The organism is Streptacidiphilus sp. MAP12-33 (assembly GCF_041261265.1).
Taxonomy (GTDB): domain Bacteria; phylum Actinomycetota; class Actinomycetes; order Streptomycetales; family Streptomycetaceae; genus Streptacidiphilus.
In genome coordinates, this window is record NZ_JBGCCA010000035.1 from 1 (window position 1) to 16,327 (window position 16,327).

Genomic DNA, 16,327 nt, shown 5'->3' on the forward strand with positions numbered 1-16,327 from the left:
CGCCACCTCCGGATCGAGGTTGTTGTTCAGCATCCGCAGGGCGGCCTCCTGCTGCCAGCCCAGGGTGCTCAGCTCGGTGCCACGCGCGGCACGGACCGTGCGCGGGCCGCTCTGCTGCTGCGCCATCGTTCGCGTCCTCTCATCGGTGATCGGCGATGTGGATAGATTCATTCACCATCGACGAGTCTGAATGTAGCCGTTCATTCGCGGCTCCACCAGAGTGCGCCGGGCAGGAGTCACGTTTGTCCGCTTTATCAGCATTTGGCACCTATGCTGTCACGACACGGACGACCGAGAGGAGAGCCTCGTGGGCCCGGTGGAGTTCCTGGTTCTCGCCTTCCCCGGTGACAGCGTCGGCCCGACCGTCCTGGGCCCGCTGGAGCGGCTGCGGCGGGACGGCGGCGTGCGGGTCCTGGACGTGCGGGAGCTGCGCCGCGACGGGAACGGCGCCGTCACCGCGGGGCCCGGCGAGGCCGGGCTGATCACGGACGAGGACACGGACGAGGCGCAGGAGTTGCTCGGCCCGGAGGAGTCGGCCCTGCTGCTGCTCGTCGAACACGTCTGGGCCGCCGAGCTGTCCGCCGCCTTCGAGGCGGCACGCGGACGGGTCGCGGCCTCGGTCCGGGTGGTGACGGAAGCGGACTGACCAGGCGGGCCCGTCAGGGGGTCAGCGCCGCCCGCGTCAGCAGGCCGCAGCCCACCAGGGTGCCGACGCCCCACAGGACGACCAGGGGCGCGACCGAGCCCGCCGTCCCCGGCACGGGACGCCAGGGGGTGCTGTCGTCCCCGCCCGCGAAGTAGAACATCGGCACCGGCGTGCCTTCCGGCCCCGGGCAGGCCCCGCCGAAGCGGAGCTCGGCCCACGAGCCGTCGGGCTGGTCGACCGAGCACTGGGTGTAGACGGTGCCGTGCGTCCCGGTCTCCTGCATCGCCGAGTCGACCCGGCCGACGCCGTGCTGACCGAAGCAGAGCATCACCGCGTCGGCGGCACCGGCCGAGCCCACCAGGAAGCCGACCGCCGCGAGGGCGTACAGGACGGCGATCCGCCTCGGGGCGGGCACGCGCCGGTAGGCCGTGCGCCTGACCAGCGGCGCCCAGCCGGCGATCAGGCAGACCGCGCCCAGGACGGCACCGAAACCGAAGTCCAGCGAGGCGAGGCCGGTCGTGGTCGCGAGCGCGAGGAACAGCACCAGCGACCAGGCGAACCACCACCGCCGGTCGCGGACCGGCGGCCTGTGGACGACCGGCTGCGCCTGGCCCGGCGCCTCCCCCGCCGTGCGCAGGCCCGGCTTCGGCCGGCTGGTCAGTCCGTGCTCCGCGAGCGCGGCCTCGAACTCCGCCGCACTGCGCGAGGTGATCATCCGGCCGGCCTCTCCGGCCCGCGCGATGTCCTGGACCGAGGCGGTCCCGGGATAGGCGTCGGTGAAGCAGACCAGGACGCTGACGACCAACCCGCGCTGGTAACGGCCCTTGGCCGCCAGCCTCTCCAGCTTCGCGGCTGTGAACCCGGCCTTCCGCAGCGCGTTCACGCGCGCCGGGGTGAGCTCCGGCAGATCCGCCTCACGCCAGGACGCCGCCGCGTCCGCCACCGGATCCCCGTCACGCCGTGCCCCCATGGTCTCCCCCTTCGACCGGCCCTCGGACCGACAGACCGACGATCCGATGGACCCACAGGCCCAGGGGACTCTAGTCCAGGGCCGCTGCCGCCTCCCAGGGCCAGTGGTCGCCGCCGCCCGCCTCGATGAGCGGGATGAGCCGGAAGGCGGCGTCGCCGAGCCCGCCGAAGGTGTGGCGGTTCGGGCCGGACGGCGCGTGGCCCACGCCGTACCCGGCCAGGTTCCAGGTGTAGCTCGGCACGTGCGCCGGAATCCCCTGGAAGACGTGACCATGCGGCGACCAGTGGGCCTGCTCGTCGGTGACCACGACGATCCGGTCGTGCCCGGCGTAGTGCCGCCGGACCGCCTGGGCGGTGTTGGTGCCGCCGAGGTCCCCGAACCGGTCCACGGTCCGCAGCAGCGAGGCGCCCGGGCCCGGCACGAGGGGGCGGCTGTCGGTGCCGAACTCCACGAGGTCGGCCTGCTCGGCGCGGAGCGCCACGGCCGTGCCGAAGACGGCCGCGGAGTCGGCCCGGTTGAGCTGGGTCTGCGCGCTCGGCCGGTCGAACATCGATCCGGAGCGGTCCACCAGGACCAGCGTCCTGCCGGGCAGCGCGGGCACGTTGGCGAGGGAGTGGCCGAGCGCCGTCTCCAGCGCCGACTCCCAGCGGGAGGACGGAACGCTTCGGTACGCGGCGAGATACCGGAAGGGGAACTGCCGTGAGCGGGCGACCTCGGCCGGGTCCGCGATCCGGCGGGCGACCTCCTCCGCGGCGCGGGCGCCGACTCCGGCCTCGTCGAAGTTCCGCAGGTTGCGGACCAGGGCCATGGGCCCCATCGAGGGGATCACCGCCTCCCACACCGCGGCGTCCAGCGGGCCCTGCAACCAGCCGGCCAGCGCCTCCCAGGTCATGCCGGCCGCGGCCAGCCGCTCGGCGCCTCCCGGTGCGGTGACCCGCGCGTACCGCTCCTCGACCGGGACGGCGAGCAGGGCGTGGTGGGCCACCAGCAGCGGCTCCTCCGCGGGCGGCAGGGCGTACCGGGGCCGGTGGCGCCGGTCCAGCGCGTAGCGGAACAGCGCGCCCTGCCAGGGCCGGTCCGGCGCGGGTGCGGGGTGGGTGAGCTCCAGCACGTCGCCGAAGCGGAAGGGGTGCCCGTCGGTGTCGTACTTGAGCAGGGCCCGGCCGGTGTAGAGACGGCGCACCGCGTCGGCGACCCCGCGCTTGAGCGGCTGCGGCAGCCGCCGCCCGTAGCGGGAGGTCCAGTAGGCCAGCAACTCGCCCGGCTCGTCCGGCCGCTGGAGCACTGCGGCGACCGCCTCGCGGCACCAGCCGGGCCGGCCCGCGTCCCGCCGCGCCCGCACGAACTCGGCCGCGCCGACGAGCGAGGCGGTCCGCATGTGCGCGTCCCCGCGCAGCCAGCGGAGCAGGCTCACCACCCAGGCGGGGTCGGTGAGCGCGAGGTCGCGGACCAGCCGCAGGTAGCGCTCGTCGCGGGAGCCCGCGGCCTCGTAGAAGCTGCGCTGGCCGACCAGGTTCGCGGCGGCGAGGAGGAAGAGCTCCTGCTTGGGCTCCCGGACGTAACCGGCGCCGCCCTCGGGGTTCACGATGTTGCTGACGGTCAGCCAGGCCCGTGCGGGGTGGACGGCACCCGGGAGCATCCAGCTGCCGTGGACGGAGAGCGGTGAGTCTGCCCCGCTACGGGTCAGACCTGGTACTTCGGACTGGATCTCGGCTCGTGCTTCGGTCTTGGCGCGCTGGCGGTTGAACCGGCTCACGCAGAAGTCCCCCAAAATGGGCGGGTCGTGCGCTCGCGCGCACAGGCGTGGAAACGCCCTCCGAGATCAGAAGGGGGCACCGGTGGTGTGTTGTCAGGAAGTAACCGGGGCCGCGCGCATCGGAGGACGCATCGGAGAAACTACCGACGCCGCACCTGACGCGCATCCGAATTTCCGCCCCGGTCCTGTCCCGGCTCAGCCGTGCACGACCGCTTTCACGTTTCCGGCGGCCGGGCCGGTGGTGACGAAGCCGCCGAGGGCGCCGCGCCGGCCGAACAGCCGCCCGTCCTCGGTGCGCGCCCAGAGCAGCTTCTCCTCGCGCCGCTCCCAGCGGGCCAGCCGCAGGGCGGCGAGCCGCAGCCCGACCCCGTAGCCCAGCACCGCGAGTCCGGCCGCGGGCCCGGCGAGCACGCCCAGCGCGGTGGTCACCGGGATGCCGATCAGCAGCCCCAGCGCGTGCCCGCGCGCGAGCCGCCGCCGCGTCTCGTCCGGCGGTTCCAGCGTCACCGCGAACGCCGCCTTCTCGGCGGCGGCGGCCTGCGCCGCGAACCAGCGCCGCCGCTGGAGCAGCCCGGCCACCAGCCCGAGCACGAACAGTCCGGCCCCGATCACCGAGCCGCGCCCGAGCCCGGCCAGGTCGGGGATCAGCAGCCCGGCGACAGCGCCGACCGCACCCGTCCACATCAGCGTGCGCGCCACGGTCTCGCGGAGGACGACGACCCGGGCACGCGCATAGGTCCCACGCAGCATGGCGGGACGATAACTCCGGCGGATGAGAATTGTCTTGGGGTGTGCAGGGCCCGATCGCTACGCGAAGGCCGCCGCCGAGACCGGACGGTGGCGCAGGCCCAGGCGGTCGTAGACGCGGCGGGCCGGGGTGTTGTCGTCCTCGACCATCAGCGCGACCGTGCCACGGCGTGCGAGGCCCGCCCGGGCCAGGGTCGCGCAGAGCGGGAGGGCGAGGCCCTTGCCGCGCGCGTCCGAGGCGACGGCGATACCGCTGAGCAGGGCGACCTGCGGGGCGGACCAGGCGAGGGCGCCGATCGCGAGCAGGCGGTCGGCGTCGTCACGGAAGGCGGCCCAGCGTTCGACGCCCGGGACGCCCTCGCGGGCGTAGGAGGCCGGGTAGGCGGCGTCCAGGAGGGCGTCGACGCCCGTCGTGTCGTCGAGCCAGTCCGCCTCCCGCTCCGGCGCGACCGTCTCGTGGGCGTCCATCCAGCCGAAGTGGCCGACGACCTCCAGGCCGGGAACGGCCGCGGCAATCGCCGCGATCACCGGGCGCTCGCCGAACGGGCGGAAGCTGCGGGGCAGTTGGGGCAGCACCTCGCGAGCGAGGGCGGCGCCGGCCTCCGGCGAGCGGGCGGCGACGCCGACGCGGTCGCGCGTCGAGATCGCGGGTGCGGCGGCGATCACCGCGTCCTCACCCGCAAAGGCGCGCCCGCCGCGGGTCAGCCCCTGCGCGGTCCAGAGGACCAGCGGGTCGTCGGTGAGCGCGACCAGCTCCTCGACGGAGAAGATCTCGCGCGCCGTCCTGGGCTGCCTCGCCCCAAGCTGCGTCATCCCAGGCTGCGTCATCCCAAGAAGAGCCCGCGCGTCGCCGCCTGCTGCTCGAACTCCTCCAGCCGCAGCACCGAGCCCGGGAGCTCGTCGCACATGGCCTGGAGCAGGACCCGGCCGAGCATCATCGGCGCGCACGCGGTGTCGAAGACCAGGCTCGACCCGACCGCCGCCGGCAGCAGCAGGTCGGAGACGGAGGAGACCGGCGCGAACGCGCTGTCGGCGACGGTGACGACGGTGAGCCCGGCGGCCTTGGCCACGTTCAGGGCGTCCAGGAGTTCGCGCGGGTAGCGCGGGAGCGCGAAGCAGATCAGGGCGGTCGCGCCCGCGACGCGGGCCTGCTCGATGCGGTCGAGCAACATCGATCCGCCCTCGTCCAGCAGCCGGACGTCCGGGTGGACCTTGGCCGCGAAGTAGGCGAAGCCGTTCGCCTGGGCCGAGGCGGCGCGCAGGCCGAGGACCACGAGCGGCCGCGAGGCGGCCAGCAGCCGTGCGGCCCGGAGCACCGGCTCCGGGTCGGCGAGCACCGCGGCCAGGTGCTGGAGGTTGGCGATCTCGCTCAGCACCGCCTGCTGCTGCTCGTTGCGGACGATCTCGCCGGCGGTCTCCCGGGCGCCGCCGCCGAGACGGACCGACGCCTCCGCGCCGGGCTCGGCCAGGCCGAGCTCGCGCAGCCGGCGCCGCAGCGCCGGGTAGCCGTCGAAGCCGAGGGCGACGGCGAAGCGGGTGACCGAGGGCTGGCTGACGCCGGCCAGCTCGGCCACCTCCACGCTGGACAGGAACGGGGCCTCCGCCGCGTTGCGGACCAGGCAGTGCGCGATCCGCCGCTGAGTCGGCGTCAGCCGGTAGCCCTCGAAGAGCCGGAGCAGCCTGCTGGAGGGCCCGCTGCTGGGCGGGGCCTCCACCGGCTGGGGCGGTGTCACGCTCATGTGCGCCTCCAGCGGGCGGGCGGGCGATTCAGTAGGTGCCGACTCTGCATGACCACATGCAGAGTCGGCAAGTCCCTTCTCACCTGCCGGTATGAAGCCGATACAGATCGTTCCGGTAGTGGCTGCCGCCCTGTGTCAGGCCAGCGGGCCGGTGACCGCCTCGACGGCGGTGACCAGACCGCCGCCGCACACGAAGCGGTAGGCCGCCTCCAGGTCGGGGGCGAGGAAGCGGTCCGAGCCCGGGCCGCCGACGCCGGCCTCGCGCGCCGCGGCGACGGCGGCGGCCGTGGCCGGGGCGAGCGGGCTGGCGCCCTCGCCGGTGTGGCTGTAGGTGCGGATCTCCAGTGCGCGGGCGGAGGCGACCAGCTCGACGGCGAGCACGCGGGCCAGGTTGTCCACGGCCTGGCGCAGCTTGCGCGCGGCGGACCAGCCCATGGAGACGTGGTCCTCCTGCATCGCCGAGGACGGGATGGAGTCGACCGAGGCCGGGACGGCGAGCCGCTTGTTCTCGCTGACCAGCGCGGCCTGCGTGTACTGGGCGATCATGAGGCCGGAGTCGAGGCCCGGGTCGTCCGCGAGGAACGGCGGCAGGCCGTGCGAGCGGTTCTTGTCCAGCAGGCGGTCGGTGCGGCGCTCGGCCACCGAGCCGAGGTCGGCCGCGGCGATCGCGAGGAAGTCCAGCACGTAGGCGACGGGCGCGCCGTGGAAGTTGCCGTTGGACTCGACGCGGCCGTCGGGCAGCACGACCGGGTTGTCGACGGCGGCGGCGAGCTCGCGGTCGGCGACCAGCTGGGCGTGGGTGAGGGTGTCGCGACCGGCGCCGGCGACCTGCGGGGCGCAGCGGATGGAGTAGGCGTCCTGGACGCGCGGCGCGTCGTCCTGGTGGTGGCCGGTGAGACCGGAGCCCTCCAGCACCTTCAGCATGTTGGCGGCGGAGGCGGCCTGGCCGGGGTGCGGGCGGATGGCGTGCAGCTCGGGCAGCAGCACGCGCTCGGTGCCCAGCAGCGCCTCCAGGGACATGGCGGCGGTGATGTCGGCCACGGTGAACAGGCGGCCCAGGTCGGCGATCGCCATCACCAGCATGCCGAGCATGCCGTCGGTGCCGTTGATGAGGGCCAGGCCCTCCTTCTCGGCGAGCTCGATCGGCGCGATGCCGGCCTCGGCCAGCAGCTCGCCCGCGTCGCGGACGGTGCCGTCGGGGCCGTAGGCGAGGCCCTCGCCCATCAGGGTGAGCGCGCAGTGCGAGAGCGGCGCGAGGTCGCCGGAGCAGCCGAGGGAGCCGAACTCGTGCACGACCGGGGTGATGTCGGCGTTGAGGATCGCCGCCATCGTCTCGGCGACGACCGGGCGGACGCCGGTGCGGCCGGAGGCGAGGGTCTTCAGGCGCAGCAGCATCAGCGCGCGGGTGACCTCGCGCTCGACCTGCGGGCCCATGCCGGCCGCGTGCGAGCGGACCAGCGAGCGCTGGAGCTGCGCGCGCAGCTCCGGGCTGATGTGACGGACGGCCAGGGCGCCGAAGCCGGTGGACACCCCGTAGACCGGGCGCGGCTCCGCGGCGAGCGCGTCGATCCGCGCGCGGGACGCGGCCATCTCGGCCAGCGCGTCCCCGGAGAGCTCCACCTTGGCGTTGCCGCGCGCGACCGCGATGACGTCGGCGGGGCCGACGTTGGCCTTGCCGATGACGACGTTGTGCATATCCATATACGAAATCACATCATGTGAATGGCCCTATGACAACAGGAGTCGCCCGCGTACCGTGGGTCGCGACACCGCCGAACCGGGACGAGGGAGCGGAGACCATGGGCCGGGTGACCGAACGCCGCCGCGTGACACGTCTGCGCGACGGGCGCCGCGACGCGCGCCCCGACGCGCTGGCGGCCGAGGAGCCGCTGGAGATCCGCGTCGGCGGCCGCGTCCTCACGGTGACCATGCGCACCCCCGGTCACGACTTCGACCTGGTCGCCGGATACCTCGCGGCCGAGGGCATCGCGTCGCGGGCCGAGGACGTCCCCGCGCTGCGCTACTGCGCCGGGACCAACGCGGAGGGTGTGAACACCTACAACGTCGTCGACGCCCGTGTGTCGCGTCCGGAGACCGTGCCGGTCTCGGCGTACCGGAACCTGTTGACGAGCAGCGCGTGCGGACTGTGCGGCGCGGAGACGGTGGACGCGGTCCGCAAGCGGCTTCCCGCCGACCTCTCAGACGACCCGATGACGATCACCGAGGACGTCCTCTTCTCCCTCCCGGACACCCTGCGCGCGAGCCAGCGCGCGTTCGACTCCACCGGCGGCCTCCACGCGGCGGGCCTGTTCACGGCGGACGGCCGCCTGCTCTGCGTCCGCGAGGACGTGGGCCGCCACAACGCGGTCGACAAGGTCGTCGGCTGGGCCCTGCGGGAGGATCTCCTCCCACTGCGGGGCCACGTCCTGATGGTGAGCGGGCGCGCGTCGTTCGAACTGGTCCAGAAGGCGGCGATGGCGGGCATCCCGATGCTCGCCGCGGTCTCCGCGCCCTCCGCTCTCGCGGTGGACCTGGCCGAGGAGGCGGGCCTGACCCTCGTCGGCTTCCTCCGCGGCCGCGGGGGGAACGTGTACACGGGCCTGGAGCGCGTAGCGCTCTAGGGGCGCGAGGCCCTGAGGTGAGTGCAACTAACCGAGGAGCTTCAGCAACGGCTCGGCCGCCTTCTCCACGGCGGCGAGCGCTCCGGCCGCCGCCGCCACTCCGCCCAGCAGGCCGGTCAGGCCGCTCAGCGCGCGCCGGACGCGGCCGGGGCTCGGCGACGGTGCGGACGCCTGCGTCTGGAGGTCCTCCAGGTGCGCGGTCGCGTCCTCCGCCGTCTCCGCGTCCAGACCGAGCGACGGCAGTCGTCCCAACAGTGCCGTCACCGCCTCCGCCAGCGGGTTCGCGGTGGGCGCGCCCACGGACGCCTGCGCTCCCGCGCCCACCGCCTGCGCGCCGCTCACCACGGAGTTGATGTTCTGGATCCCCGACTCGTTGCGGTACTCCGCAGCCATCTCAGTTCGTCCCCATCCGTGCCGTCGGCACCGTCGGTTGCGAGCTCGCCGACGAGCCGCTGCCCGTGGCCTGCGCGCCGTTCACCGTGCTGTTGTAGTTCTGGATGCCGTTGTTGATGGTGACGTTCTGCACCATCGCCTCGAACTGCTCGGCGCTGTAACCGTGCTGCTTCAGGGTGAACACCACCGCCGCCTGCGTCCGCTCCTGGACCGCCGAGCGGACCCGCTGCGCGTCGAGGTACTGGAAGAGCACCTCGTAGCTGTTCTCCGCCCCCAGCTCGCGCACGCTGACCCGGGGGGCCTGGTCCACCTTGCGGTCGTGGGCGAGCATCCGCTCGCGCCAGCGGGCCTTCCACCAGCCGCGCAGGCCGGAACCGACCGCCGAGCCGGACTCCAGGACGTTGTCGGTCAGGTCGCGGCCCAGGTGGGTGAACGCCTGCCAGAGGCTGCGCAGCAGGTCCAGGCCGTCAGGACGCAGGGCCTGGTCGACCGCGCGGTAGCGCTCGGCGACCGGCGGCAGGATGTACTCCAGGCCCTCCAGATAGAGCTGCTGGCCCTGGAGGGTCACCCGGACGAAGGTGGAGACGACCACCTGCCCGCCCCAGAGCTCGGCACGCGCCTCGACGTAGTGGCGCAGCCGCGGGTGCGCGGCCGCGTCGAGGGCCTGCGCCGCCCCCGGCGCCAGGAGGCGCGGCGCGGCGGGCGCGCCGGGGGCCGGCGGCGAGAGGGTCCCGTGCCACGCCTCGGAGCGCTCCACGCGCAGACCGGAGCGGAAGACGCGGTCGCGGACGGTCAGCTGGTGCAGCGCGTCGCCCGGGTACGCGGCGCCGACGGAGAGGCCGCGCAGCCAGGCGGTGATGGTCTCGTGCGCCTCGGCGACGGTCAGTTCGGTGGCGTCGACCCCGGCCACGGCAGGGCGCAGCTCGGTGTGGATCCGCCAGTCGTCGATCCAGAGGCCGGAGCCCACGAACGGCTCGAACGCGCCGAAGACGGTCTCCGCCTCGATCGCGCCGGAGCGCAGCCGGTCGAAGACGGGCCGCAGCGTGGCCGGCGGCTGGTACGCGGGCTCGGTCGAGCGCGGATCGCCGATCTCGGCGAGGCGGCCCTGCTGCAGGTGGCGGGCGATCGCGCCGATCAGCACCCAGGCCACGATCACCAGCGCGGGGACGGTCAGCCCACCGGGATGCCCCTGGACCTGGGCCACCGGGTACCCGTTGCCGTCGAAGCCGGACTGGTCGTTCGGGAGGCCGCTGACCAGTACGCCGATCAGCAGGGAGACCTCCGCCAGGTACAGCAGCCAGAACACGGCCAGCGCGACGCGGCGCAGTTGCTCGCGCGTCTGCGGCGCGTTCAGCCGGGGCTCCATCCGGACCACGACCCAGGACACGAACCGCGCCATGTATCCCCACACGAGCGCCTGCAGTACGACGCCCAGCGCGAGCGCGGTGCCCACCCCGTCGAAGGCGAGGCCGACGAGCAGGACCAGGAAGCAGGCCAGGGCCGTCCACAGCCGGTGGCGCCGGGCCCGCAGGCACTCGGCCAGCACCGCGGCGATGTCGGTGCCCGGCGCGGGGGCGGGCACGCGGTGGCGCTCCTCGACCAACTCGCCGATGACGGCCCGGCGGAAGGGGCGGCTCAGGTGGGCCGCGGCCTGCAGATGCCGGGTGGCCTGCCCGCCACCGGGGCCTGCCTGGTCCTCGACCCAGTCCGGCACCCCCACGCCCGGCACTCCCGTGCCCGGCCCACCCGTGCCCTGCGGTGCCGCGCTCGCCTCCGACGGCGACGAGATGGTCATGCGGTGTCAACTCCCCCGAGTCCGTTGATGGATGCACAGCATGTTCGAGCCATGGCATGCCGGTCAACGTCGCAAGGATGACAATTGATGTCACGTCAGTTCACGGTGGGCTCGGCGGGCCCGACAGCGCGACCGCGACGAGCGCGCGCAGGGTCGGGCCGACACCGGACAGCGACAGCGTGGCCTCGTCCGCGAAGAGCTCCAACAGCCAGCCGCCGGCCGGGTTCGCGCCGCCCGCGGCGACCATCGCGCGGTAGCCGCCGACGACCAGGACCGCCTCCTCCGCCGGGTCGTTGCCGGGGACGCCGGTGCGCAGCCCGAAGCTGCCGCCGCGGATCGCCAGTGCGGTCAGCGGGTAGGCCTGGAGCTCGAAGACCGCGTCCGGGGCCTCGTTCATGGCGCGCTGGACCTGCGCGCGGACGCTGCCCGGACCGCGGGTCATCCGGCGCACGCCGTAACCCGCAGTGTGCATCGTGGTGGAGCCGGGCGGCAGGTAGGAGACCCACCAGGCGACGGCGTCGAGCAGCTGCGAGACGGTCTCGGCGACGGTCTCCAGCCGGGCCAGCGAACCGGCGGGCGCGGGGTGGTCGTCGAGCGCCGCCGTCGCGGCGGCCAGTAGCTGGCCGGGGTCGGCGGTGTGGCGGGCGCCGCGGAAGCGGCGGCGTTCCGTGCGGCGTCCCGCCCCGGGCCGCGGGCCGCTGTCGGCGAGGCTGACCGTCGGATCCGGCAGGCTGCCGCGCCCGGCGACGACGGGCTGCGCGGCGGGCCCGGACTTGGCCCGGTACTGCGCGGCGTCGGCCAGCCGGAAGAGCCGGTCGGCGGTGGTGACCGGGCCGATCGGGTCGCCGGTGGAGGCCACCCCGCAGGCGACGCCCTCGCCCTGCTCGATGGTGAGCGCCTGCGCGCACAGCTCCTCGGCGACGCGGACCACCTCGTCGGCGCTCGGGCCGCTCGCGACCAGGCAGAACTCGTCGCCGCCGAGCCGTCCGGCCAGCGCTCCCGGCAGCATGGCCCCGCACAGGGAGAGCTGGTTGGCGAACTGCTCCAGCAGGCGGTCCCCCCACTCGTGGCCCTTCTCGTCGTTGACCCGCTTCAGGCCGTTGACGTCGCAGACGACGAGGGAGACCACACTGCCGTCGATCCGGTGCTGCTCCAGCGCCGCGTCGAGGCGGGCGTCGACGGAGCGGCGGTTGGCGAGTCCGGTCAGCGGGTCGGTGAAGGCCAGACGGCTGACCTCCTCCAGGCGCTCGCTCTGGGCGAGCCCGGCGGAGAGCTGGGCGGCCAGCGCGGTCGCGAACTCCGCCTCGTCGTCGCCGAAGACGGGGCGGCCCGCCGTGCGGGCCAGGTAGAGCTCGCCCCACGCCCGGCCCCCCAGCAGGATCGGCGCGACCAGGCAGCAGGCGCGGCCGCGCCGCCGCAGGCCCGCGGCCCGGGCGCGGCTGACAGGGCCGTTCGCGGAGCCGCCCTCGGCGCTCTGCACCCAGGCCCTGGGCAACCCGTCCTGGGTGTAGATCTCGCCGAGGCCGCGCTCGGCGAGGAACCGCGCGATCTCGGGGTACTCGGCGAGCGGGTAGGACTCGTCCCTCGGCAGCGCCTCCTCGCCGGGCGCGAGCAGGCCGTCGTTGACCAGCACCCGCAGTCGTCCGCGCTCGCGCTCCCACATCGAGATGGCGGCGAACTCGGCGTCGAGCGCCTCCCGCGCGAGCCCGGCGGCCACCTGGGCGGCGGCCCGCCCGTCCGGCGCGGCGGCCATGGCCTGGGCGAGCCGGACGACCGCGCGCAACCGCGCGCCCGGAACCGGCTCGGTCGGCGGGGCGTCCTCACTGGCACTGGCCTGCACGGTTCTCCTCGTTCCCACGACGCGCTCTGCTACCACCGAGAGTACGGACAAACGGGATAAATACCACGCAAGCGAACGGGTTCGTCCTGGAGGGCCGTCAGCGGGCGCTGCTACGGTGACGCAGACGCGACACTGCTCCGAACAGGTCACAGGTCACGGGGGAACCGCATGGCTATCGAACTTCCCGGCGAGGTCGCCTCGTTCCTGCAGTTCATCGGCATCAACTGGCCCCAGATCAACGAGGACAGGGTCCGCGAGTTCGCCTCCCACGTCCGGGAGTTCGCGACGAACATCGAGGACACGCACCAGCAGGCGACGGACACCGTCAAGGCCATGGGCCAGCACTACCAGGCCAACTCCTACGAGCTGCTGGTCTCCAAGTGGGCCCACCTCTCCCAGGGCCACATGCAGGAACTCCTGGACGCCTGCCACGTGTTGGCAGACGCACTGGACGCGGGCGCGGACTACATCGTCGGCATGAAGACCGAGTGCATCGCCGAACTCGTGGGCCTCGCCGCCAGTTTCATCGCCGACCAGGCGGCGGCGGTGGCCACCCTCGGGCTCGCCGAGGCCGCGATGGCGCTGATCGTCAAGGCGGCGGAGACGGCCGTCGACTACCTGGAGCAGCAGCTCGTCCAGTACATCATCGGCCAGGTGATCAACGCGGCGCTGACGCCGCTGCTGGGCGTGGTGGAGAAGGCCGTCGCCGGGATGACCTACTCCGCCCTGGAGGACATGCTCGGCGTCAGCGGCAACGGTCCGGGCGACGGCTTCATGATCCACCCGGAGAACCTGACCGCCCACGCCCAGCTGTTCGCCGTCCACGCGGAGGCCGTCCAGAGCCACGCGCAGAACCTGACCGGCAAGCTGGCCGGCATGAGCTTCGAGTAGGGACGTCCGCCGGTGGGCAACCAGATCGCGCACGCCGTCGAGGAGGCCGCGCAGAAGGCGGAGCAGGGCCTGTCCGGCCCAGGACGTCGCAAAGTCGTACCACGGCATCCTCGACACGCTGCGCGAGTGAGTGAGCTCGACGTGACCGAGCCGACCGTGTTCAACGCCCTCTTCGTGCCCGAGGGCATGCCGTCACCCCAAGGTCGGACATGCAACTGACCGGTCACTCCACGGACTTTGTCGTCGGCACCGGGTTCGCCGACGCCGTCAGGGCCTTCCTCGCGGCCCAGACCGCCCGCTGGTCCGGCCTGTACTTCTGCGGCGAACCGGCCACTGCGGACTGTGCCGACCTCTGGCAACCGGACGCCCACGCGGAGTCGGAGCACCCGGACATCCTCACGTTCTCCAGCGGCGCGGCGATGGAGGAGTTCTGGGAGGAGCACGGCTACGCCCCGAATCGCGAGGGCGAGGGACCGTTTTCGCTCTTCTACCTTCACCGTCGCAGCCTCGTCCGAGCCCGCCTGGACGACGAACTCCTGACCGACCACCCCGACCTCACGGCCGCTGTCCGTGGCACGACGCTGCTGCTGTCGGACTTCCACCTCGTTTCGCTGGTCACCCCGGGCGACCCGGAGACCGATCCCTTCTCCGCGTCCGTTCTGAACGACTTCCTCCGCTGCTTCGCCCTGGGAACGGGCTCCTCGTGACAGTTCCCTTCCCCTTCGACCTCGACCGGCCGCGAGAGCCCTGGGTTCTGTTCGCCCGGCGGAACGAGAACGTCGTCCAGGGCGCGCTGTCCGCCTTCGCCGCCGGGGGTGGCCGGATCCACCGGTTCCGGGCCGGGGAGCTCCGCGACGAGCGGGCCCTGCACCCCTGCCAGCTCTGACCTCGGAATCCGTTCGACGCGACCGGACCGGGCGTGCTTCGCTACCGGCCATGGAATCCGTGTCCCCGCCCATGCGACAGATCCGCGCCGCCCATGACGACGACACGCTGACCGTCTATCAGGCCTACTCCCCGGCCATCGCCGACCCCGCGCTCGCCGCCGGGACCTTCGTCGCGCCGTTCAAGCGGGAGCGGATGACATGGATCAAGCCGTCGTTCCGCTGGATGATGTACCGCTCCGGCTGGGGTGGGAAGCCGGGGCAGGAGCGGGTGCTGGCCGTGCGGATCCGGCGCGGCGGGTTCGAGTGGGCCCTCGCGCACGCGTGCCTGAGCCACTACGACCGCGACCTGCACGCGGGCGCCGCCGCCTGGAAGGCGCAGTTGCGCGAGAGCCCGGTGCGGATCCAGTGGGACCCGGAGCGTTCGACCAACCAGCAGGAGCTCCCCCACCGGGCCATCCAGATCGGCCTGACCGGCGAGGCCGTCCACCGTTACGTCGACGAGTGGATCGTCGGCATCACCGACGCCACCGCCCTCGCGCACGAAGCCCATGCCCTCGTCCGCGCCGGTGACCCGGCGGGGGCAGACACCCTCGTCCCCGCCGAGCCGCCTTACCCGCTCCCGGACGCACTCCGCACCCGGATCGGCGCGAGCGCGGTCAGTTGACCGTCACGACCGCCCGGTCGTTGCACGGGTTCTGGTCGAACGGATGCCGGCTCTCCGACTGGACCAGCCCCCGGGCGTGACGGACGACCGTGTTCACCCGCAGGTCGAAGGTGAACCGGGCCTGGGCGGGACGGCTGCTGTCAGAAGGCCGCCCTGTTCACCCCGGATTCACGCGATCGGTGCGTTCACACGCCCGGCACGCGCCGGGTCAGGAGCCACGGTTCGACCAGCCCGAGACCGCGGACGGGTCGGCGCCACATCGGCTGGAGGGCGAAGCGGTACTCCGCGTCCGGGAGTGGGGGCTGGATGTGGGGCTCGCCGGGGCCCGGTGCGCCGACGCCGACGGAGGAGATGGTCTGCAGGGCGTCCGGGCCGCCGGCGTCCGTGGCCGGGGCGGCGCCCTCCCGTTCCAGGGCGGCGGCGAACTCCTCGTCGCACAGGACGGCGTCCTTGGGGGCGATGGAGGTGAGGCGGGAGGAGAGGTTGACCGTCGTGCCGAAGACGTCGCCCATACGGGTCGTCACCGTGCCGAAGGCGATGCCCACGCGCAGGGCCGGCATGGAGTCGTCCTTGCCGAGGGTCTCCACCAGCGAGAGGCCGATGTCGGCGGCGGTCGCCGCCTCGTCCGCGACGAAGAGGATCTCGTCGCCGAGCGTCTTGACCAACCGCCCGCCCCGCCCGGCGACCAGGTCCGCGCAGGTGGACTCGAAGTTCTCGACGAGCTCGCCCAGCTCGTCGTCCTCCAGACGGCGCGACAGACGGGTGAAGCCGACCAGGTCGGCGAACCCCACCGCCAGCCGCCCGCTCTGCATCTCCTCGTCGTTCTCGGCCTGGACGACGCGGCCGGTGACGGCGGCGAGCTGACGCCGCCAGACGTAGATGAGGAACTGCTCCAGCTCCGGCAGCAGCAGCTCGACGAGCGGGTAGGCGACCTCCGCCCGGGTCAGCCCGGGCTCGGAGGCGGCCGTCAGGTGCTCCAGGAAGGTGTCGATCTGCCACTCGGCGAGCCGGGCCGTGGTCTGGCCGGTGGAGCGGGCGACCTGAATGGCCATCCGCTCGCTCAGCAGACCCGCCTCGACCATGCCGGCCAGGCGCCGCAGCGCGATGACGTCCGTCTCGGTCAGCGCGCGCGACTGCCCGATGTCGGCGAAGCCCATGGCCCGCCAGAAGCGCGAGGCCAGCTCCATGGAGACGCCGGCGGCGCGCGCCGCCTGGTACGGGGTGTACTGGCGCTCGGAGTCCAGGATCAGCTGTTCCAGCTGCAGGGCCACGGAGTCGCGGTGCTGCTGCTCCGCGCCCTGCCGATCCCGGTCCCGGTCCCCGTCGCCCACCTGTCCGTCCGTCCCGTCCGTCCTCGTGACGCTCCCGTGCCGCGGCG

The 16,327-nt window shown here is 73.6% G+C and carries 16 protein-coding genes and 1 pseudogene; 6 read left to right on the forward strand and 11 right to left on the reverse strand.

Going from position 1 to position 16,327, the window contains the following annotated elements:
* A partial coding sequence (locus tag ABH931_RS29550) for a hypothetical protein (RefSeq protein ID WP_370120053.1) occupies window positions 1-126 on the reverse strand: 126 nt, incomplete at its 3' end.
* 181 nt (window positions 127-307) lie between these two features.
* On the opposite strand from ABH931_RS29550, the gene ABH931_RS29555 reads away from it, so the two are divergent.
* Complete coding sequence (locus ABH931_RS29555) at window positions 308-646, forward strand: hypothetical protein (protein WP_370119812.1); 339 nt, start codon at window positions 308-310, stop codon at window positions 644-646.
* Between the two features lie 13 nt (window positions 647-659).
* Here the strand turns inward: ABH931_RS29555 and ABH931_RS29560 are convergent, their stop codons facing one another.
* The 6 genes from ABH931_RS29560 to hutH all read right to left on the reverse strand — a co-directional run bounded on the left by ABH931_RS29560 (window position 660) and on the right by hutH (window position 7,553).
* Complete coding sequence (locus ABH931_RS29560) at window positions 660-1,616, reverse strand: hypothetical protein (RefSeq protein WP_370119815.1); 957 nt, start codon at window positions 1,614-1,616, stop codon at window positions 660-662.
* A gap of 70 nt (window positions 1,617-1,686) precedes the next feature.
* Window positions 1,687-3,372 carry a TROVE domain-containing protein gene (locus ABH931_RS29565; RefSeq protein WP_370119818.1) on the reverse strand — a complete coding sequence of 562 codons (1,686 nt, stop codon included), beginning with the start codon at window positions 3,370-3,372 and terminating at the stop codon, window positions 1,687-1,689.
* Between the two features lie 195 nt (window positions 3,373-3,567).
* Window positions 3,568-4,122: a hypothetical protein gene (locus ABH931_RS29570; protein ID WP_370119821.1), complete on the reverse strand. Its 555-nt coding sequence runs from the start codon at window positions 4,120-4,122 to the stop codon at window positions 3,568-3,570.
* A gap of 57 nt (window positions 4,123-4,179) precedes the next feature.
* The gene (locus ABH931_RS29575) at window positions 4,180-4,932 is read right to left on the reverse strand and encodes a GNAT family N-acetyltransferase (protein ID WP_370119824.1); all 753 of its coding nucleotides are present in this window, start codon (window positions 4,930-4,932) and stop codon (window positions 4,180-4,182) included.
* 11 nt (window positions 4,933-4,943) lie between these two features.
* A complete protein-coding gene (locus ABH931_RS29580) occupies window positions 4,944-5,858 on the reverse strand; it encodes a MurR/RpiR family transcriptional regulator (protein WP_370119827.1) in 915 nt (304 codons plus the stop codon).
* Between the two features lie 135 nt (window positions 5,859-5,993).
* On the reverse strand, window positions 5,994-7,553 hold the full coding sequence (gene hutH / locus ABH931_RS29585; RefSeq protein ID WP_370120055.1) for a histidine ammonia-lyase: 1,560 nt from the start codon (window positions 7,551-7,553) through the stop codon (window positions 5,994-5,996).
* Window positions 7,554-7,657: 104 nt separating this feature from the next.
* Between hutH and fdhD the strand changes: the two genes are divergently transcribed.
* The gene (fdhD, locus tag ABH931_RS29590; RefSeq protein ID WP_370120058.1) at window positions 7,658-8,479 is read left to right on the forward strand and encodes a formate dehydrogenase accessory sulfurtransferase FdhD; all 822 of its coding nucleotides are present in this window, start codon (window positions 7,658-7,660) and stop codon (window positions 8,477-8,479) included.
* Window positions 8,480-8,506: 27 nt separating this feature from the next.
* Here the strand turns inward: fdhD and ABH931_RS29595 are convergent, their stop codons facing one another.
* The 3 genes and pseudogenes from ABH931_RS29595 to ABH931_RS29605 form a co-directional block, all read right to left on the reverse strand.
* A complete protein-coding gene (locus ABH931_RS29595) occupies window positions 8,507-8,872 on the reverse strand; it encodes a DUF5955 family protein (RefSeq protein WP_370119830.1) in 366 nt (121 codons plus the stop codon).
* A gap of 1 nt (window position 8,873) precedes the next feature.
* Complete coding sequence (locus ABH931_RS29600; RefSeq protein ID WP_370119833.1) at window positions 8,874-10,667, reverse strand: hypothetical protein; 1,794 nt, start codon at window positions 10,665-10,667, stop codon at window positions 8,874-8,876.
* A gap of 640 nt (window positions 10,668-11,307) precedes the next feature.
* Window positions 11,308-12,420 (reverse strand): annotated as a pseudogene (locus tag ABH931_RS29605) (diguanylate cyclase domain-containing protein); the annotation flags it as partial.
* Window positions 12,421-12,675: 255 nt separating this feature from the next.
* Between ABH931_RS29605 and ABH931_RS29610 the strand changes: the two are divergent.
* From ABH931_RS29610 to ABH931_RS29625, 4 genes are all read left to right on the forward strand, one after another.
* Window positions 12,676-13,398 carry a hypothetical protein gene (locus ABH931_RS29610; RefSeq protein WP_370119836.1) on the forward strand — a complete coding sequence of 241 codons (723 nt, stop codon included), beginning with the start codon at window positions 12,676-12,678 and terminating at the stop codon, window positions 13,396-13,398.
* Window positions 13,399-13,607: 209 nt separating this feature from the next.
* Window positions 13,608-14,105 (forward strand): hypothetical protein, encoded by a 498-nt coding sequence (locus ABH931_RS29615; protein ID WP_370119838.1) that lies wholly within the window; start codon window positions 13,608-13,610, stop codon window positions 14,103-14,105.
* The gene (locus ABH931_RS29620) at window positions 14,102-14,284 is read left to right on the forward strand and encodes a hypothetical protein (protein WP_370119841.1); all 183 of its coding nucleotides are present in this window, start codon (window positions 14,102-14,104) and stop codon (window positions 14,282-14,284) included. Before ABH931_RS29615 ends, ABH931_RS29620 begins: the two co-directional genes overlap by 4 nt.
* A 59-nt stretch (window positions 14,285-14,343) precedes the next feature.
* A complete protein-coding gene (locus ABH931_RS29625; protein WP_370120061.1) occupies window positions 14,344-14,949 on the forward strand; it encodes a DUF4291 domain-containing protein in 606 nt (201 codons plus the stop codon).
* A 185-nt stretch (window positions 14,950-15,134) separates the two neighbouring features.
* Here the strand turns inward: ABH931_RS29625 and ABH931_RS29630 are convergent, their stop codons facing one another.
* Window positions 15,135-16,280, reverse strand: coding sequence for an adenylate/guanylate cyclase domain-containing protein (locus ABH931_RS29630; protein ID WP_370119844.1), 1,146 nt, complete (start codon window positions 16,278-16,280; stop codon window positions 15,135-15,137).
* Between the last annotated feature and the right edge of the window lie 47 nt (window positions 16,281-16,327).

Bases quoted from the DNA above. Each gene is read 5' to 3' on its own strand.
- ABH931_RS29580 (WP_370119827.1), bottom strand. From the start codon at position 5,858: ATGAGCGTGACACCGCCCCAGCCGGTGGAGGCCCCGCCCAGCAGCGGG.
- ABH931_RS29560 (WP_370119815.1), bottom strand. From the start codon at position 1,616: ATGGGGGCACGGCGTGACGGGGATCCGGTGGCGGACGCGGCGGCGTCC.
- ABH931_RS29575 (WP_370119824.1), bottom strand. From the start codon at position 4,932: ATGACGCAGCTTGGGGCGAGGCAGCCCAGGACGGCGCGCGAGATCTTC.
- ABH931_RS29570 (WP_370119821.1), bottom strand. From the start codon at position 4,122: ATGCTGCGTGGGACCTATGCGCGTGCCCGGGTCGTCGTCCTCCGCGAG.
- ABH931_RS29595 (WP_370119830.1), bottom strand. From the start codon at position 8,872: ATGGCTGCGGAGTACCGCAACGAGTCGGGGATCCAGAACATCAACTCC.
- ABH931_RS29610 (WP_370119836.1), top strand. From the start codon at position 12,676: ATGGCTATCGAACTTCCCGGCGAGGTCGCCTCGTTCCTGCAGTTCATC.
- ABH931_RS29600 (WP_370119833.1), bottom strand. From the start codon at position 10,667: ATGACCATCTCGTCGCCGTCGGAGGCGAGCGCGGCACCGCAGGGCACG.
- fdhD (WP_370120058.1), top strand. From the start codon at position 7,658: ATGGGCCGGGTGACCGAACGCCGCCGCGTGACACGTCTGCGCGACGGG.
- hutH (WP_370120055.1), bottom strand. From the start codon at position 7,553: ATGCACAACGTCGTCATCGGCAAGGCCAACGTCGGCCCCGCCGACGTC.
- ABH931_RS29615 (WP_370119838.1), top strand. From the start codon at position 13,608: ATGCAACTGACCGGTCACTCCACGGACTTTGTCGTCGGCACCGGGTTC.